General features: G+C 64.2%; 14 protein-coding genes. 8 read left to right on the top strand and 6 right to left on the bottom strand.

Annotated features, from left to right (window positions below):
* Positions 1-175 precede the first annotated feature (175 nt).
* The 3 genes from ACMZ6R_RS07230 (at position 176) to ACMZ6R_RS07220 (ending at position 2,809) form a co-directional block, all read left to right on the top strand.
* On the top strand, positions 176-1,135 hold the full coding sequence (locus tag ACMZ6R_RS07230; protein WP_416110242.1) for a GDP-L-fucose synthase family protein: 960 nt from the start codon (positions 176-178) through the stop codon (positions 1,133-1,135).
* A 202-nt stretch (positions 1,136-1,337) separates the two neighbouring features.
* A complete protein-coding gene (serS, locus tag ACMZ6R_RS07225; protein WP_416110241.1) occupies positions 1,338-2,627 on the top strand; it encodes a serine--tRNA ligase in 1,290 nt (429 codons plus the stop codon).
* Positions 2,624-2,809, top strand: coding sequence for a hypothetical protein (locus ACMZ6R_RS07220; RefSeq protein ID WP_416110240.1), 186 nt, complete (start codon positions 2,624-2,626; stop codon positions 2,807-2,809). Before serS ends, ACMZ6R_RS07220 begins: the two co-directional genes overlap by 4 nt.
* A gap of 92 nt (positions 2,810-2,901) precedes the next feature.
* On the opposite strand, the gene ACMZ6R_RS07215 is transcribed toward ACMZ6R_RS07220, so the two are convergent.
* The gene (locus ACMZ6R_RS07215) at positions 2,902-4,524 is read right to left on the bottom strand and encodes a TolC family protein (protein ID WP_416110239.1); all 1,623 of its coding nucleotides are present in this window, start codon (positions 4,522-4,524) and stop codon (positions 2,902-2,904) included.
* A 253-nt stretch (positions 4,525-4,777) separates the two neighbouring features.
* On the opposite strand from ACMZ6R_RS07215, the gene polA reads away from it, so the two are divergent.
* On the top strand, positions 4,778-7,402 hold the full coding sequence (polA, locus tag ACMZ6R_RS07210; protein ID WP_416110238.1) for a DNA polymerase I: 2,625 nt from the start codon (positions 4,778-4,780) through the stop codon (positions 7,400-7,402).
* Positions 7,403-7,703: 301 nt separating this feature from the next.
* Complete coding sequence (locus ACMZ6R_RS07205) at positions 7,704-8,528, top strand: tetratricopeptide repeat protein (protein WP_416110237.1); 825 nt, start codon at positions 7,704-7,706, stop codon at positions 8,526-8,528.
* Between the two features lie 12 nt (positions 8,529-8,540).
* Here the strand turns inward: ACMZ6R_RS07205 and ACMZ6R_RS07200 are convergent, their stop codons facing one another.
* The 5 genes from ACMZ6R_RS07200 to dsrA all read right to left on the bottom strand — a co-directional run bounded on the left by ACMZ6R_RS07200 (position 8,541) and on the right by dsrA (position 14,028).
* Positions 8,541-9,626, bottom strand: a complete 1,086-nt coding sequence (locus ACMZ6R_RS07200) for a hypothetical protein (protein WP_416110236.1) — start codon at positions 9,624-9,626, stop codon at positions 8,541-8,543.
* Positions 9,627-9,697: 71 nt separating this feature from the next.
* Positions 9,698-11,116 carry a cobyrinate a,c-diamide synthase gene (locus tag ACMZ6R_RS07195; RefSeq protein WP_416110235.1) on the bottom strand — a complete coding sequence of 473 codons (1,419 nt, stop codon included), beginning with the start codon at positions 11,114-11,116 and terminating at the stop codon, positions 9,698-9,700.
* Positions 11,117-11,244: 128 nt separating this feature from the next.
* Positions 11,245-11,472 (bottom strand): dissimilatory sulfite reductase D family protein, encoded by a 228-nt coding sequence (locus ACMZ6R_RS07190; RefSeq protein ID WP_005996224.1) that lies wholly within the window; start codon positions 11,470-11,472, stop codon positions 11,245-11,247.
* 62 nt (positions 11,473-11,534) lie between these two features.
* Positions 11,535-12,698 carry a dissimilatory-type sulfite reductase subunit beta gene (gene dsrB / locus ACMZ6R_RS07185; RefSeq protein WP_416110234.1) on the bottom strand — a complete coding sequence of 388 codons (1,164 nt, stop codon included), beginning with the start codon at positions 12,696-12,698 and terminating at the stop codon, positions 11,535-11,537.
* A gap of 16 nt (positions 12,699-12,714) precedes the next feature.
* The gene (gene dsrA / locus ACMZ6R_RS07180; protein ID WP_416110233.1) at positions 12,715-14,028 is read right to left on the bottom strand and encodes a dissimilatory-type sulfite reductase subunit alpha; all 1,314 of its coding nucleotides are present in this window, start codon (positions 14,026-14,028) and stop codon (positions 12,715-12,717) included.
* Positions 14,029-14,361: 333 nt separating this feature from the next.
* On the opposite strand from dsrA, the gene ACMZ6R_RS07175 reads away from it, so the two are divergent.
* From ACMZ6R_RS07175 to ACMZ6R_RS07165, 3 genes are read left to right on the top strand one after another with little or no spacing between them, the layout of a single operon-like run.
* Entirely contained in the window at positions 14,362-15,033 is a 672-nt protein-coding gene (locus tag ACMZ6R_RS07175) for a YkgJ family cysteine cluster protein (RefSeq protein ID WP_416110232.1), read from the top strand.
* Positions 15,034-15,081: 48 nt separating this feature from the next.
* Positions 15,082-15,582: a hypothetical protein gene (locus ACMZ6R_RS07170; protein ID WP_416110231.1), complete on the top strand. Its 501-nt coding sequence runs from the start codon at positions 15,082-15,084 to the stop codon at positions 15,580-15,582.
* 9 nt (positions 15,583-15,591) lie between these two features.
* Entirely contained in the window at positions 15,592-15,918 is a 327-nt protein-coding gene (locus tag ACMZ6R_RS07165) for a hypothetical protein (RefSeq protein WP_416110230.1), read from the top strand.
* Positions 15,919-15,950: the final 32 nt, after the last annotated feature.

Genomic DNA, 15,950 nt, shown 5'->3' with positions numbered 1-15,950 from the left:
AACTTTTTGGCTTTATTGGCGCAGCACAGGCAACAGGCAGTTATCGTTAAAAGTTTTTGGTGAGGGGGTCTGGGGGAGAACCTTTTTTCAAAAAGGTTCTCCCCCGGCTTCTTTCCAATTTTTCCCGAACCACGGCTCTAGGCAGCATCGACGCGTCGTGGTAGGGGCAATCTCCATGGAAACAAGCCATGACGCCCTGTTGCAGGGGCCAATTTACATCGCCGGACACCGGGGACTGGTCGGGGCGGCCATCGCCCGGGAACTGGGCCATCTTGGCGCGACGCTCATCACCAAAACCCACGCCGAGCTTGACCTGACCAATCAGGCGGCGGTGCGGGCCTTTTTCGACAACGAACGGCCGGCGGCGGTGTTCCTGGCCGCGGCCAAGGTCGGCGGCATCCACGCCAACGCCACGTATCCGGCGGATTTCATCCGCGACAACCTGCTGATTTCGACCAACGTCATCGACGCGGCCAAAAACGCGGGCGTCAAAAAACTCGTCTTTCTCGGCTCTTCCTGCATCTATCCGAGGCTCGCCCCCCAGCCCATGCGCGAGGACTGCCTGCTCACCGGCCCCCTCGAGCCGACCAACCAGTGGTACGCCATCGCCAAGATCGCCGGCATCAAGATGTGCCAGGCCTACCGCCGCCAGTACGGATTTTCGGCCATAAGCCTCATGCCGACCAACCTTTATGGCCGGGGAGACAACTTCACGCCCGTCAACTCCCACGTCATACCGGGACTCATGCGCCGCTTTCACGAAGCCAGACTCGCCGGCAGCAAACAGGTGGTCGTGTGGGGCACGGGCGAGGCCCGGCGCGAATTCCTGCACGTCGACGATATGGCCCGGGCCTCGATTGCCTGCTACCTGCGCTACGACGACGAGGAAATCGTCAACATCGGCTCGGGCCACGAGGTCACCATCCGGGAACTGGCCGCGCTCATGGCCAAGGTGACGGGCTACAAAGGCGAGATCGTCTTCGACGCGTCCAAGCCCGACGGCACGCCGCGCAAGGCCCTGGACATCGGCCGCCTGCACTCCCTCGGCTGGGAACCCACATTTTCCCTGGAAAGCGGACTCGCGGATACCTACCGCTGGTTCTGCGACAACATCGCCTCCGCCCGCATGGGGTAGGTGAAAAACTGGGGGAGGCCCTTTCTGAAGAAAGGGCCTCCCCCAGGCCCCCTCCCCAAAGACTTTCAATAGTACTGAAATGGCAACCGTAACGCGTCAGTATCGATAGGAAATTTAGGAAAGGGAGAGCGCGAGAGGGGACAACCCTTTTTAAAGGGTTTCCCCTCTCGCATCTTCCCTTCTCCTTAAGGAGCATACCATAATGCTGGACCTTAAATTCGTGCGCCAGAATCCCGAAGCCGTGGCCGAGGGCATGGCCAGGCGGCATTTTCCCCTGGACCTGCCGGCCTTTCTGGCCCTGGAAGAGGCCCGCCGCGAAACCTTGACCGCCGTTGAACAAAAAAAAGGCCAGCGCAACGCGGCCTCGGCCGAAGTGGCCAAGATCAAGCGCCAGGGCGGCGACGCCGCCGCCGTGCTGGAAGGTCTCGGCACGCTGTCCGCCGAGATCAAGGCCCTGGACGAAAAGACCCGGTGCCTCGACGAGCAGGTGCGGCAGTGGCTGCTCGGCGTGCCGAACATCCCCAACGCCTCCACGCCGGACGGCGCCGGGGAAAACGACAATCCCACCGTACGCATGGTGGGGACGCCGCGCACCTTCGATTTTCCCATCAAGGAACACCAGGACGTGGGCACGGCCCTGGGGGGACTCGATTTCGAGCGGGCGGCCAAGCTCTCCGGCGCGCGGTTCGTGGTGTTGCGCCGGGGACTGGCCAGGCTCGAGCGCGCCCTGGCCGCGTTCATGCTCGACACCCACATCGCCGAACACGGCTACGCCGAGGTAGCCACGCCCTACATCGTCAATGCCGAGAGCCTTCTCGGCACGGGCCAGCTGCCCAAGTTCGCCGAGGACCTCTTCAAGCTCGAGGGCATGGAGTCCTACCTCATTCCCACGGCCGAGGTGCCGGTGACCAACCTGCACCGGGGCGAGGTCCTGCCCGAATCGGCCCTGCCCGTGGCCTACTGCTGCCACACCCAGTGCTTCCGGTCCGAGGCCGGCTCCTACGGCAAGGACACCAAGGGGCTTATCCGCCTGCACCAGTTCGGCAAGGTGGAACTCGTGCGTCTGGTGCATCCGGACACCTCCTACGACGAGCTGGAAAAGCTCACCGGCCATGCCGAGGCCATCCTGCAAAAGCTGGAGCTGCCCTACCGCGTGGTGGCGCTTTGCACCGGCGACCTGGGTTTTTCCTCGGCCAAGACCTACGACCTGGAGGTCTGGCTTCCGGGGCAGAACAAATACCGCGAGATTTCCTCGTGCTCGAATTTCGAGGATTTCCAGGCCCGGCGCGCCGACATCCGCTTCAAGCCGGCAGGCGGCAAGAAGACGTTGCTGGTGCACACCCTAAACGGCTCGGGGCTGGCCATCGGCCGCACCATGGCCGCGATTTTGGAAAACTGCCTGCAAAAGGACGGCTCGGTGACGGTTCCCAAGGCCTTGGTGCCCTACATGGGCGGCATCGAGTCGCTACAGCCCGAAGGGAAAGACGCATGAACGGGAGCAAACGCCAGGACTTCATGGAAGCCCTCAAGCGGGGGCTTATCATCGGCGGGTCGGTCGGCGTCATCGGCGGCCTTTTTTTCATGGACATCCGCCGGGGGCTCATCCTCGGTCTTGTGGGTGGCTTTTTCGCCGTGATCACCCGCCGGGCCATCGACAAGCGCCGGGGAGGCTGATTGCCGCCGCCGGCCGGAAATGTCGCGACGCCATGCAAAAAGGGCGGGAGGCCAAGCCTTCCGCCCTTTTACTTGTCGTGTCGCCTGCGGATTTAATTGGAGACCAGGTTCAGGTTCCGCATGCCCATGGCCACGTAGATGTCGGCCAGGGCGCTCTGGTAATCGGTCAGGGCCTGGGTCAGGTTGGTTTCCGCCGTGGTCAGCGAGGATTGGGCCGTCAGCACATCCACGCTCGTGCCGACCTGGGCCTGGTACCGGGCAATGGCCATGCGGAAGCCTTCCTTGGACGCCTCCACGGCCGTGCGGGCCACGGAGATGCGTTTGGCCGCGTCCTGGATATTGAGGTAGCAGGTCTTGACCTGGTAGCCGACGTCCAGGCGCAGCTTGGCCAGATCGGCCTGGAGCTTCTTGACCGTCTCGCGGGCCGACTGCATGCCGAAAAAGGTGGAACCCCAGTCCCAGGCCTGCAAGGTGGCCGAGACGCCGACGGCCGAAGCCTCGGGCGTGGTGGAGCCGGACATGTCCCGAAGCGACAGGTCGGCGGAGTTGCCCTGCTTGGTATAGGTGTACTGGGCCTGAATCTGCGGATACAGCGGGCTGGCCGCGATCTTGACGTCCTTTTCGGCCATCTGCACCGACTTGACGCCCATGTAGAGGTCCGGGCGCTGCTTGTAGGCCGTATTGAGACAGTCCTCGATGCTCATGGTGAACGGCAGATAGTTCAGCCCGCCCACGTAGTTCGTCTGCTGGTTGAGCGGCAGATTGAGCAGGGAATTCAGCTGGGCGGTTTGCACCAGCACCGTATTCTGGGAGGAAAGCAGGGTCTGCTCCGCCGCCGCCAGATCGGATTCCGCCTGCAGGACGTCGAGACGCGGCTTGAGGCCGACGTCATAGTAGGCCTGGGCCACTTTGTACTGGGATTCGAGCCGGGCCACGGAGTCCTTGTTGCTCTGCACGTTGGACCGGGCCTGGAGCAGGGTCAAGAAGGCCTGTTGCACGGATTTAATCAGGGAAAGTTCGGTGTAGTCGATATTGGCGGTACTGTATTCTTTGTTGAGCGCCGCCTTCTGGTAGGAGCTCAACAGTTTGAAGCCCGTGAAGATGGGCTGCGTCACCGTCAGCTGGAGCTGGTAGAGGTTTTGCCAGTAGCCCTGCCGCGAATGGGTAGTACGCGTTGTGGAAAGCGAGGTGCCGGCCATGGAGTTGATGATCTGGTTGCCGGGCAGGGACTGGGAATTGGTGCCGATGGACTCGGCGTCGGTGCGCTGGAAGGTGTAGCTGACCGTGCCCACCGGGGCGAAGTTGGCCATGGCCTGGCGACGGCTTTCCTCGGCGCCGCTTAAGGTCGCGCGGGCCGACTGCATCTGGGGGTTGGCGTCGAGGCCGCGCTTGACGCTCGACTCCATATCCATGGGCTGCCCTTCGGGGGCCACTCCGGCCGCGCCCGGGGCGATCTGCTTGGCCACTGCCGTATCCGTCCGATCCGCGTTGACGAAATCCGGCAGCGGTATTTTTTCGATTTTCTTCTCGATGCCGCTGTTTGGGATGGTGGCTGTGGCGGAGGCATCGGGGGGCATCGCCCCTTTGGTGTAGCGATTGGCCACGCGGTCCGACGCGGCGGGCGTGGCGGCGTTCTGGGCCAGGGCCGGGGCGGCCAGAAGCGCGACGAGAACAACACCGGCCCCAAAGGCCAGAAAAATCCTTCGTTTGGACATTGCGGTCATTCCGTCCTTCTCCATGCCGGGTGTTTACCCGTTAAATCGGGTAAATCCCGATAAAACAATTAATCCGGAATGTATAGCGTTGTGAACAGGCATTAACCAAACAGACAAACAACCTTCCGATCCTATTAGCCTACCCGCTTTAAAAGCATTTGTCGAGACACGTTTCCCCCTGGTTGCGCCCGAGGGCCCGGTGCCGTAAAACCGGCCAAGCGAGCGGTCATGCAGCCGCCGCGAAAGGAGTCCCATGTCCCTGGCCACACGACTCGGCTTCGCGGCCGCCCCGGTTTTCCTCATCGACGGCAGCGCGTTTTTCTATCGCGGCTACCACGCCTTCCGCGACATCGCCCGTTCGGACGGCTTTCCGACCAGCGCTCTGTTCATGATCTTTCGCCTGTTGTTCAAACTCGTCAAAGAGCAGCGCCCGCAACACCTGGTTTTCTTCCTGGACGGACGCGGACCGTCCTTTCGCAGCAAGATTTATGCCGACTACAAGGCCAACCGCGAGGCCATGCCCGAGCCCCTGGCCCGGCAGGTCGAACCGCTGCTGGACGGGCTGCGCCTTTTCGGCGCGCGGGTCATCGTGCCCGAGGACGCCGAGGCCGACGACGGCATCGCCTCCCTGGCCGCCCGGTTTCGGGAGCGCCTCCCCGTGGTCATCGTGGGCGCGGACAAGGACCTCAAGCAGTGCCTGGACGAGCGCGTGGTCCTCTACGACCCCTCGGGCAAGGCCGAGAGACTCACCACCAAGGCCGACTTCACCGCCGAGTGCGGCATCGAGCCCGCGTCCTGGCCGGATTTGCAGGCCCTGGTCGGCGACACCAGCGACAACATCCCGGGCGTGCCCGGCATCGGCATCAAGACCGCGCTTGGCATCCTGCGCGAGCATCCCACCCTGGAAGACATGCGCGAGCACTTGCAGGACCTCAAGGCCACGGTCCGCAAGAAAATCGAACCCGCCATCGAGGACGTCTTCCTTTACAGGGAACTGACGCGCCTGCGCACCAACCTGTTGCCCGAGGTGTCCCTGGCCGATACCGCCTTGACGCCGCCGGACGCCGAAAGGTTACGCGCTTTTCTCGAATCCTATGAATTTCGCACCCTGGCGCGCGACATCCCGGGCCTGTCCAGCGTGATGCCGGCGGAAACCAAGCGGGAAGCCGCCACCAGCCACCGGCTGTCGCTCTTCGACGATCCCCCGGCGGGGGATGCCGCCGAGCCGGCATCCGACCCGGCGCCAAAGCCCGTGCCGGCCGAAAAGCTGCCCGAGCTGGCCGGACGCCGGGTCGCCCTTGTCCCGGTCGAGGCCGGCTTCACCCTGTCCCTGGGGCAAGGCGAGGTCACAACCGACGCCGCCCCGGCCGCCCTGGCCCCGCTGCTGGCCAAGGCCGACCGCGTGGCCGTGCCCTCGGTCAAGGAGATGCTGGCCATGGACGCGGCCTTTGCCGCCCTGCCGCTGCCTCTGTGGTTCGACCTGGGGCTGGCGGCCTATCTGCTCGACCCCGAGCAGCGCAACTACGGCTTCCCGAGGCTTCGCGACAGCCTTTTCGCCGATCCCACCGTGGACGCCGACGCGATCTCTCCCGATGACACGGCCAAGGCGGCCGCGCTCTTGGCCGACGTCTACGCCGCCCGTCTGGACACGGCCGGACTGACCGATCTGGTCGAACGGCTGGAGCTGCCGCTCATTCCGGTGCTGCTCGACATGGAGCGGGCCGGCATCGGCGTGGATTTGCGGTCCCTGGCCGCCTTCGGCGCGGAAGTGGCGACGGACCTGACCCGGCTGGAAAAGGAGCTGCACGCCTTGGCCGGCCATCCTTTCAACCCCCGTTCCAGCCAGCAGCTCGGCGAGATCCTTTTTACCGAAATGGGGCTTACGCCCAAGGGCAAGACTCCGGGCGGCGCGGCTTCCACGTCCCAGGACGCCCTGGAGCGTCTGGCCGGCTCCAATCCCCTGGTCGACCGCATCCTGGAATTTCGCAAGCTCGAAAAGCTGCGCTCCACCTATCTCGACCCGCTGCCGAAGCTGGCCGACGCGGCCAGCCGCATCCACACCACGCTCAACAACATGGCCACGGCCACCGGCCGATTGTCGAGCTCCAATCCCAACCTGCAAAACATCCCCATCCGCGGTCCGCTCGGGCGGCGCATGCGCGAATGTTTCGTGGCCGGTCCGGGCAAGACGCTGGTCGCGGCCGACTATTCCCAGATCGAGCTGCGGGTGCTGGCCCACCTTTCCGGCGAACCGGCCCTGCTGTCGGCTTTCGCCGCCGGGGCCGACATCCACGCCCGCACCGCCTCGCTGCTTTTCGACAAGCCGGAAGCGGCCATCGGCCCGGACGAACGCCGGCAGGCCAAGACCATCAACTTCGGCCTGCTCTACGGCATGGGGCCGCAAAAACTCTCCCGCGACCTCGGCATCAAGCTCGATGCGGCCAAAGCGTTTATTGCCAAGTATTTCGAACGCCTGTCCGGACTCTCCGCCTTTTACGACGGTATCGTGGATTCGGCCAAGGCCCAGGGCTACGTCACCACCCTGGCCGGACGCCGGCGGCTTTTGCCCGACATCGAATCGAAAAATTCCCAGCTTGCCTCCCAGGCCAGACGGCAGGCCATCAACACCGTGGTCCAGGGCGGCGCGGCCGATATCATCAAAATGGCCATGCTGGCCGCCCACAAGGACGCGGACCTCAAGCGGGCCGGCGCGGTCATGGTGCTGCAAATCCACGACGAACTGCTTCTGGAGACCCCCCTGGACACCGCCGATGCGGCCGGAAAGCGACTGTCCGACCTCATGTGCGGCGTCATTACGCTCGCCGTTCCGCTCGTGGTCGACTGGGGCACGGGCCACACCTGGGGCCAGGCGCATTAGAAAGATGTTTCAAAGCGAACTGGGGGGGAAACTTTTCTGAAGAAAAGTTTCCCCCCAGCCCCCCTTCCAAAGACTTTCAATAATGGCTGTATGTTATTTACAACATCTGGAGCCGCTAAAAAGTTTAGGAAAGGGAGAGCGCGAGAGGGGAGAACCCTTTTCAAAGGGTTTCCCCTCTCGCTCACTCTTTTTAATCCGGATCGTAGGGACTTTTAATCGAGGGCGAAGTTCCGTATTGTAGGCATCAAATCATGGCCTGCCGGGAGAAGTCCCGGTACGGCGCAACGAGAGGAAACGCGGCATGCCGCCAACCGGTAAATCCATACGTGAAGACCTGGGCAGGGCCAAGGCCGCCTATGCCAAAAACGAGGACCTGCGCACGGTCCAGCTTTTGGCCACGGCGCTCAAGGCGTTCGTTTCCGTCAAGCTGCCCTCTTCCGACCGCATCATAGTGGAAGGCCTTTTGCGCGAATGCTTCGCCAACATCAGCAAGCTGCCCCGGGTCAGGAAATACGCGCCAAACGGCGTCCCCTACGCCAAAGGCCAGGAACAAAAGCTTTGCGCCTACCTGCTGCCCCTGGCCCAAAAAATCGCCGACGACATCAATCGCGAAAGCCTGGACGCCATGCGCGAACGCAAGCTGCGCATCGACCATGCCGTCATCAAGGGCACCAAGCTCCTCGCCGAAGGCAATCTGCTCGAAGCCCAACGGAATTTCCGGGCGGCAGTGGAGGATTACGTCGACGAAAAAGGGCTTTTCCCGCTCATTGCCTCCCGGCTCATCGACGCCGGCCATTTCAAGGCGTCCCTGGAGTATGTCAAGCGGGCCATGGAAGAGGCGCCGGACAACCCCCGCGCCTACGACTTTCTCATGACCGCCGCCGGCAAGACCGACGAATGGCCCCTGGCCGAGCGCATCCTGAGCGATGCCAAGCCCAAGCCCGGCGCACACCCCCTGCTCGACCAGGCCCTGGCCATGGTCCATGCGCGGCTTGGCAACTGGCAGGAGGCTCAAAGCGCGGCCAAGCGGGCCATAGACGCCGACGCGCAGCTCCTCGACGCCCGCAAGGTCCTGGCCGTTGCCGCCAAAAAACTTGCCGCCACGCCACCGGCCCAGGCGTCCTGATACCGACGCCGCTTACAGCCCGCCCAACGCGGCCACGAGCGCCGCGGCATGTTCCGGCCAGGCGGCGGCCAACAGCGCCTGCTCCTGCGGCGGGCACGGCTCCATGAGTTGCGCCCCGGCCCCGGCCAATTCCTCGGCGGAAAAGGAACCCAGAAAATCGAGCAACCCGAGGCCGGCGTCGCCGCAGTCCGGCCGCTCGCCAAGGGCCGCCGCGAAACCGGACACGAGGGCGGGCACGACAGCCGCATCGGCCAAAACAAGCTCCCCCACACCGTTTACCCGGTCCAGGCGCGCCCGCATGGTCATGTTGGTGAAAAAAGAAAGCCCGGCCAGGCGCTCGGCCATGGGACCGGCCTCGGTAAAGGACCGCGACGCGCCATGCCCCCGCACCGTGATCAGTCTGGCCGAAACCGTTCCGTCGGAAACCCTGGCCACGAAATCCCCGGCCCCATGGTGCCACGGCCCGATGGATGCCCCGGTTTCCGCATCGTAATACCGGGTCAGAATCCTAGCCGCTTCGCCGTACAGCGCCGCCGCCTCACCCTGCGTCAGCACACGCTCGCCGGCGTCAAAATCCCACAGCCGCACCCGGCCCGAACCGTCCTGGTGGAACTCGTGGTAGCCGGCGAACCACTCCTCGAGCAGCAGCCCAAGCCCCGCCACCCGGCCATAGGCATACGGACACGGCAGAAACTCCGGCGTGAAGCGCGCGCGCAAGGTTTCGAGGAGCCCGGCCTCGACCTCCAGACAGCCCAGGCCCATTTCCGAGGCCGCCACATTGACGCAGAACTTCGCCGCGTCGCCGTCGAAGCGCACCGTGCAGCTGGCCGGATGATACAGCGCCCCATGCTTCTCGGCCCGAAGCACAATCTCCATTGCCCCCGCCAGCCCGTCCGGCCGCCCCGACGCCACCAGCGCCCGCGTCAGCGGCGCGAAGCCCTCGCCGGAAACGAACGCTTCCAGAGCCTCGAAATAGGCCCCATACGTGAGCCCCGTGTCGTCGCCCTCGACAGGCATGGAGGCGCGGTCGGGCGCGTAGGCCATGGCCCCGCTCGGCGAGGCGATTTCCTTGATGATGCGGATGTCGTTGCTGTCCATGGTGCTTGCTCGTGTGCCTTGTCTCGCTCTGCCCAAGGGCTCTGCCCCTGCTTCGCCTCGCCTCGCCTCGCTCACCTCTGGCCGCGTTGCGCCGCGTACCGTCTGGCCGCCGCGACGAAGTTCGGCGCCCAGTGGGGCGCGCCCTCGGCGTGGATGTGGGTATAGGCGGCGAAAGTGTTGCCCGTAAGCAGGCCGTCGTGTCCCTCGTGCATGCCAACGCCCCGCTCCATGGCCAGGGTGAAGGCTTCGGGATCAGGCAGTGAGGGACAATCCGGGACCGCCTGACAGCGGGAGTAATGAAATTCGTGTCCGTGCAGCAGGGTACCCGTGGGGTGGTAGGGATTGTCCCGCACCACCCGGGCCAGGCTGTAGCCCAGTCCCTGGGGCCTGGCGCAAAGCGTGGTGGTCACGGGAAACACCCCGGCCATGGGGTAGACGGTTCCCTGCACCTCGAGCCCCCGGCACAAGTACATGAACCCGCCGCATTCGGCGTAGATGGGGAGTCCCGAAGCGGAAAGGGCGCGCACCCGCTCCCGCACGAGGCGGTTGTCGGCCAGGGCCACGACCTGGGTTTCGGGAAAGCCGCCGCCGAGGTAGAGGCCGTCGAGAGCGGGCCAGGGGGCCGGGTCGAGGATGCTGACAAAGGTGACGCGGGCGCCGGCCCGCGTCAGCGCCTCGATATTTTCCGGGTAGTAGAACCACAGGGCCGCGTCGCGCACTACGCCGATGACCGGCGCGTCCGGGTCGACCGGCGCGGGGGGCGGCGAAAGCGGCATGTCGGGCAGCGGCGGCGCGGAACGAGCCAGGGCAACCAGCCTGTCGAGGTCCACATGCTCGCGCACAAGGGCGGCCAGGCCGTCCAGGATGGCGCCCACAGCGACATGCTCCCGGTTGGAGACCAGCCCCATGTGGCGCTCGGGAATGGGATTGTCGGAAATCTTGGGCAGCAGGCCAAAGACCGGCACCCTGGCCAGGGTTTCGATGCTCTCGCGCACGATGGCCCTGTGGCGCGGCCCGGCGGTGCGGTTGGCCACCACGCCGCCAAGGCGCAGTCCCGGCTCGAAGCCGGCCACGCCCGCGACCAGGGCGGCGGCGGTGCGGGTCATCTTGGTGGCGTCGAGAATGAGGACAACCGGGGCGTCGAGCTGGCGGGCGAGCCCGGCGGTGGAGCAGGAGCCGGCCACGTCCATGCCGTCGAAGATGCCGCGATTGCCTTCGATAACGGCGATATCGCAGTCTTGGGATTTTTCCAGGAAAAAGGAGGGAAGCCTTTCGGCGGGCAATAAAAAAGGGTCCAGATTGGTGGCGTCGCACCCGGCGGCAAGCCCGAGCCAAGCGGCGTCGATGTAATCCGGACCCTTTTTGAACGGATGGACGCGCAGCCCGGCGGCGGCCAGAGCCCGACAAATACCAAGAGACAGAATGGTCTTGCCTGCGCCCCCGGATAGCCCGGCCAGGACAAGACGCGGACGATCATTCACGGCGCGCATCGTCGTTCGCGCCTGACGGCACGGCTGGTTTTCGTGTTCCACGGGGCGATCGCCGCCGTGGCGGCCGCAGCCTCAAGCGCATCCGTCACGGCGACGCCTGGTCGATCGTGCGTCGGACGCCTTGCGAACTAGTCTTCCTCGGCCTGCTGCTTGCCCACGCCGGCCAAGCCGTACATGGAGGTGCTACCGCTGGACCAGAAGATGACTTTCCCTTCGTTGACCAGCTCGGTGAGGACCTTTTTGACTTCGCGGGGCTTTTTGTCCGGGAAAATCTTGCAGAAATCGTTGAAATAGAACTTGCTCTTGCCCGTTTTGCCCGTGAGGAACTCGAGCACCTGCTCTTTCTCGGAAGCCATACCATTCCCTCTTTGTTTAATGCGGGCGGGAAGGAAACCCTTCCCGCCCGGATGGTTGATGCTTAGGCCTCGATGTGCTTGGTGAACTTGAACTGCGTGCTCTGGCGCCACGTGTAGTAGGCCGGATCACGGAAGTCATCGATGCAGTGGTGCGAGAACTCGAGGTCGCACAGCTCGAAGAACTTCTCCCAGCCGATGCGCTCGGCCCATTCGCCCAGGCGCTCGTACTTCTTGGCGTTGGCGGCGTAGACCTCGACGATGTGTTTGACCATCTTGGTCAGCGTCGGCCAGCGGGGCGGCTCGTTGGGAATATAGGCCACAACGACCTTGGAGAACTTCGGCATGGAGATGCGGTTGGACACCTTGCCGCCGACCATGAGCACGATGCCGTCGCCCTCGCCGGAAGCGAGCGGCATGGCCGGGCACATGGTGTAGCAGTTGCCGCAGTACATGCAGCGCGAGGCGTTGACCACGACGGAGTTGACCTTCTTGCCGTCGATCTCGACCTTGGTCGGCTTGATGGCGCCGGTGGGGCAGGCGGAGATGGCCAGCGGGATTTCACAGATGTTGTCCAGGCGGTCATGCTCGACGATAGGCGGCTTGCGGTGGATACCGACGATGCCGATGTCGGAGCAGTGCACGGCGCCGCACATGTTCAGGCAGCAGGCCAGCGAGATGCGGACCATGGCCGGCAGCTTCATGGACTGGAAGTAGTCGAACATCTCGTCCATGACGGCCTTGACCGGGCCGGAGGCGTCGGTGGCCGGGGTGTGGCAGTGCACATAGCCCTGGGTGTGGACGATGTTGGACACGCAGGCGCCGGTGCCGCCGATGGGGAACTTGTTGCTTCCGCCGGCGAACTTGCGGGACTCGAGGTCGGCGATCAGGCCCTTCAGGGCATCTTCGGTCTCGACCATGAATTCCACGTTGTTGCGCGTGGTGAAGCGCAGGTGGCCACCGCAGTGCTTGTCGGCGATTTCGCAGATCTCGCGGACATGGGTGACGCTCATGAGGCGGGCGCCGCCGACGCGCACGGTGTAGACCACGTCGCCGGAGAGGGCCACGTGCTTGAGCACGCCGGGCTTCACGATCTCGTGATAGTCCCACTGGCCTTTATTTTTCTTGATGACCGACGGATAGAACTCCTCGTAATGCCGAGGACCAATATCCGTGATCCGACCTTCCATGGGTTTGTCGGGATTGTATCCGGAAGAAATGAATGCCATATCTGTGTCCTCCCACTTATCTCATGTGTCTCTGGCGATAGGCCTTTTCGTCGTGGGCAAAGCCGCCGGGCACCTCATCTTCCTTGAAGAAGATGTAGGGGTTGGCACGGGGGGCTTCCACATGCTGCGGGATAGCCTTGGTGTTGGTGACCTCGAGCAGCTTCTGGAAGGAGAGACGTTTGATGGTCTCGCCCACGCGCTCGCGGTTCTTGCCTTCTTCCATCCACCAGTCCCAGATGTTCTCGATGATTTCCTTGAGCTCGTCGTAGGGCTTTTCCACCACGACGAAGGGCACGAGCAGGGAGGACATCTGCGCGCCGTCGAGGATCGGGGCCTTGGCGCCGACCAGGATGGACGTGCCGGTTTCCTTGCCGATCTTAACCGCCGCCGGCATCGTGTTGATGCAGTGCATGCAGCGGGTGCAGTTGCTGTTGTCGATGGCGAGCTTGGCGCCGTCGTAGCTCATGCAGCCGGTGGGGCAGCGGTCCACGACTTCCTTGACGATGTCGAAGGCGCCCCATTTGCCGTCGGCATGGGAACCGCCGCCCGGCTTGAACTCGCCGCCGACGTAGGCTTTCACGCGGTCCTGGTCGATGCGGATGTCGTCCTTCCAGGTGCCGATGACCGAGAAGTCGGAACGGGCGATGGAGGCCACGCAGCCGTTCGGGCAGCCGTCGAACTTGAACTTGAACTTGTAGGGGAAGGCCGGGCGGTGCAGCTCATCCTGATAGTCGTTGGTCAGGGTGTGGCACACGTCCTGGGTGTCGTAGCAGGCGAATTCGCAGCGGGACTGGCCCAGGCAGTCGGCCGGGGTGCGCAGGTTACTGCCCGAGCCACCGAGGTCCGTATTCAAAGTGTGGGTCAGGTCGTGGAAAATTTCCTCGAGCTGCGGGGTCGTGGTGCCAAGAAGCACGATGTCGCCGGTGGAACCGTGCATGTTGGTCAGGCCAGAGCCGCGCAGGTCCCAGATGTCCATGATCTGCCGGAGATATTCGGTGGTGTAGTATTTGCCGGAGGGCTGGGCCACACGAACCGTATGGAAATGGGCCACGCCGGGGAACATTTCGGGCTGGTCACAGTAGCGGCCGATGACGCCGCCGCCGTAGCCGAAAACGCCCACGATACCGCCGTGCTTCCAGTGGGTCTCCTTGTCCTTATAGGAGAGTTCCAGGACGCCGAGCAGGTCGTCGGCGCACTCGACCGGGATCTGAAAGTCCAGCCCCTTGGGGTTGGCTGCCCGGTGCGCGGCTTCCTGTTTGATGTCGGACACGAAGCTGGGCCAGGGCCCGGTTTCGAGCTGGTCCAACAGGGGGGTTTGGTGTTTCGCCATTTGCTTCCTCCAGTGGGGTTTGAAGAGTTACCGCCTTAACCAGTTAACATGCGCCCCGGGCGACGTCGCGCCACCTTTCGGCGCTTCCCCCCCCCGACCGACCCTGCTCGCCGGCGGGCGGGGCGTTATTCACGCGGGAGGTCTTAAAAAAACGTGAACGAATGCACAATCGCTCACGTCCTAAGATGACTAAAGCCTTATGTCAACGGGAAAACGGACTGTGGCCAGTCTGTGTGCATCTAAGCCACATAGCATTTTGCCCCTGTCGTTGCAAAGCCCTTTTGTCTCCGGCCGCCCCCCTCGCGCCCCTTGCCAAAGACCGGAATTTCTCCCATGCACGTCGCCATGCCCGACTCCGCACCCGTCTGCCGCCGTTGCGGCGCCTGCTGCCGCGACGGCGGCCCGGCCCTGCATGTCCGCGACCTGCCCCTGCTGCGGGACGGCGTCCTTGCGCCAACCGACCTCATGACCCTGCGCCGGGGCGAATACGTCACGGACAACGTGGCCGGCACGGTCGGCCCCTCGCCCGTCGAACTGGTCAAGATACGCCCGGTTCCGGGCCGCCGGGCCTGCCGGTTCTACCGTGCCGGCCCGACCGGGGCCTGCGCCATCCACCGGCATCGCCCGGCCCAGTGCCGCGCCCTTTTCTGCCAGGCTCCAAAGGCGCTGGCGGCCATGTACCGCACGGAGCTGCTGACCCGGCGCGACATCCTGGGGCCGGCCAGCCCCCTGGCCGAACTGTGCGCCCACCACGAGGCCGAAACGGGACTTTTGCGCCTGGCGGAGCTGTGCCGACAGGCCCTTTCCGGGGACGCCGACGCCCGCGAGGCCGTGGTTCGGGCCGAACGCCTCGACGCCGCCATGCGCGACCTCGTGCCCGAGCGGGCCGACGTCCCGCCCGAGATGCTCCTGTTCCTTTTCGGCCGCCCCCTTAGCCAGGCCCTGCCCGCCTGCCGGGCCGTCCTGAACCCGCCCGCCCTTTACAAGGGCGGCCCCAGCGCCTAAACAGACGACGCCATCATACTAAGAAGTAGCACCGTCTGCGAGGTTTTCATGAAACGTCTTCTGTTCGCCTTTCTCTTCGTTTGCGCCACCGCAGTCGCCGCCCAGGCCATGGGCTTGCGCCAGGGCTTTGGAAAATATCGCTACGGCGAGAGCTGCCAGACCCTTTTTTCCGGCCCCTCCTTCGCCTTGGAACGCGCCCGGCCCATCTGGAACAAGCAGCTCCAAATGTTCGGCCTGGCCTATGATCCCGATGTCGTGGCCAAAAGCCCCTTCATCCTGCACTACGACAAGGAGGAAAAAACCCAGTTCCAGGGCATCCCGCTCAACCGGATCTACTACGGCTGCGACAAAAATACCGGCCGGTTCTCCCTGGTGGTGCTCGTCCACGACCTGCTCACGGTCAAGGACCTCGTCAAGAAAACCACGGCCCTGCTCGGCGAGCCGACCGACACCACCATGATCCAGACCATCTGGGTCCTGCCCGACCTCTACGTCCAGATCGACCAGGTCTATATGCTCATCTACGACCGCCGGGCCGGCAAGGTTTGATCGCTGGCGATGTCCGCCGCGTCCGGTTCGCGCCACCTCCGGTGGATCGAGGCCGCCCGCACCATGGCCATGCTGGTGGTGGTCTGGTCCCACGCCAGCAACATGGCCTTCTTCCGCGAGGGTGACTTTTCCGTTACCCCGCTTTTCTCCGCCTGTCTGGTCACCTTTGCCGTGCCGGCCTTTTTCCTGCTGTCGCTTAAGGTCCTCTACGGCGTGCCGCTCGGCCACTGGCAGCGCCTGATCGAGCTGGCCGTGGGCTCCATGCAGCTCTGCTTCATCTTCGCCCTGCTCCAGCTCCTGTCCCTGGCCTGCCTCACCGGGGGGGAACTTTTCTGAAGAAAAGTTCCCCCCCGGGCCCCCCTTCCAAT

Origin of the sequence: Solidesulfovibrio sp. C21, assembly GCF_047785625.1 — a bacterium.
Classification (GTDB): Bacteria; Desulfobacterota; Desulfovibrionia; order Desulfovibrionales; family Desulfovibrionaceae; genus Solidesulfovibrio.
This window is presented reverse-complemented; position numbering and strand designations above follow the sequence as displayed.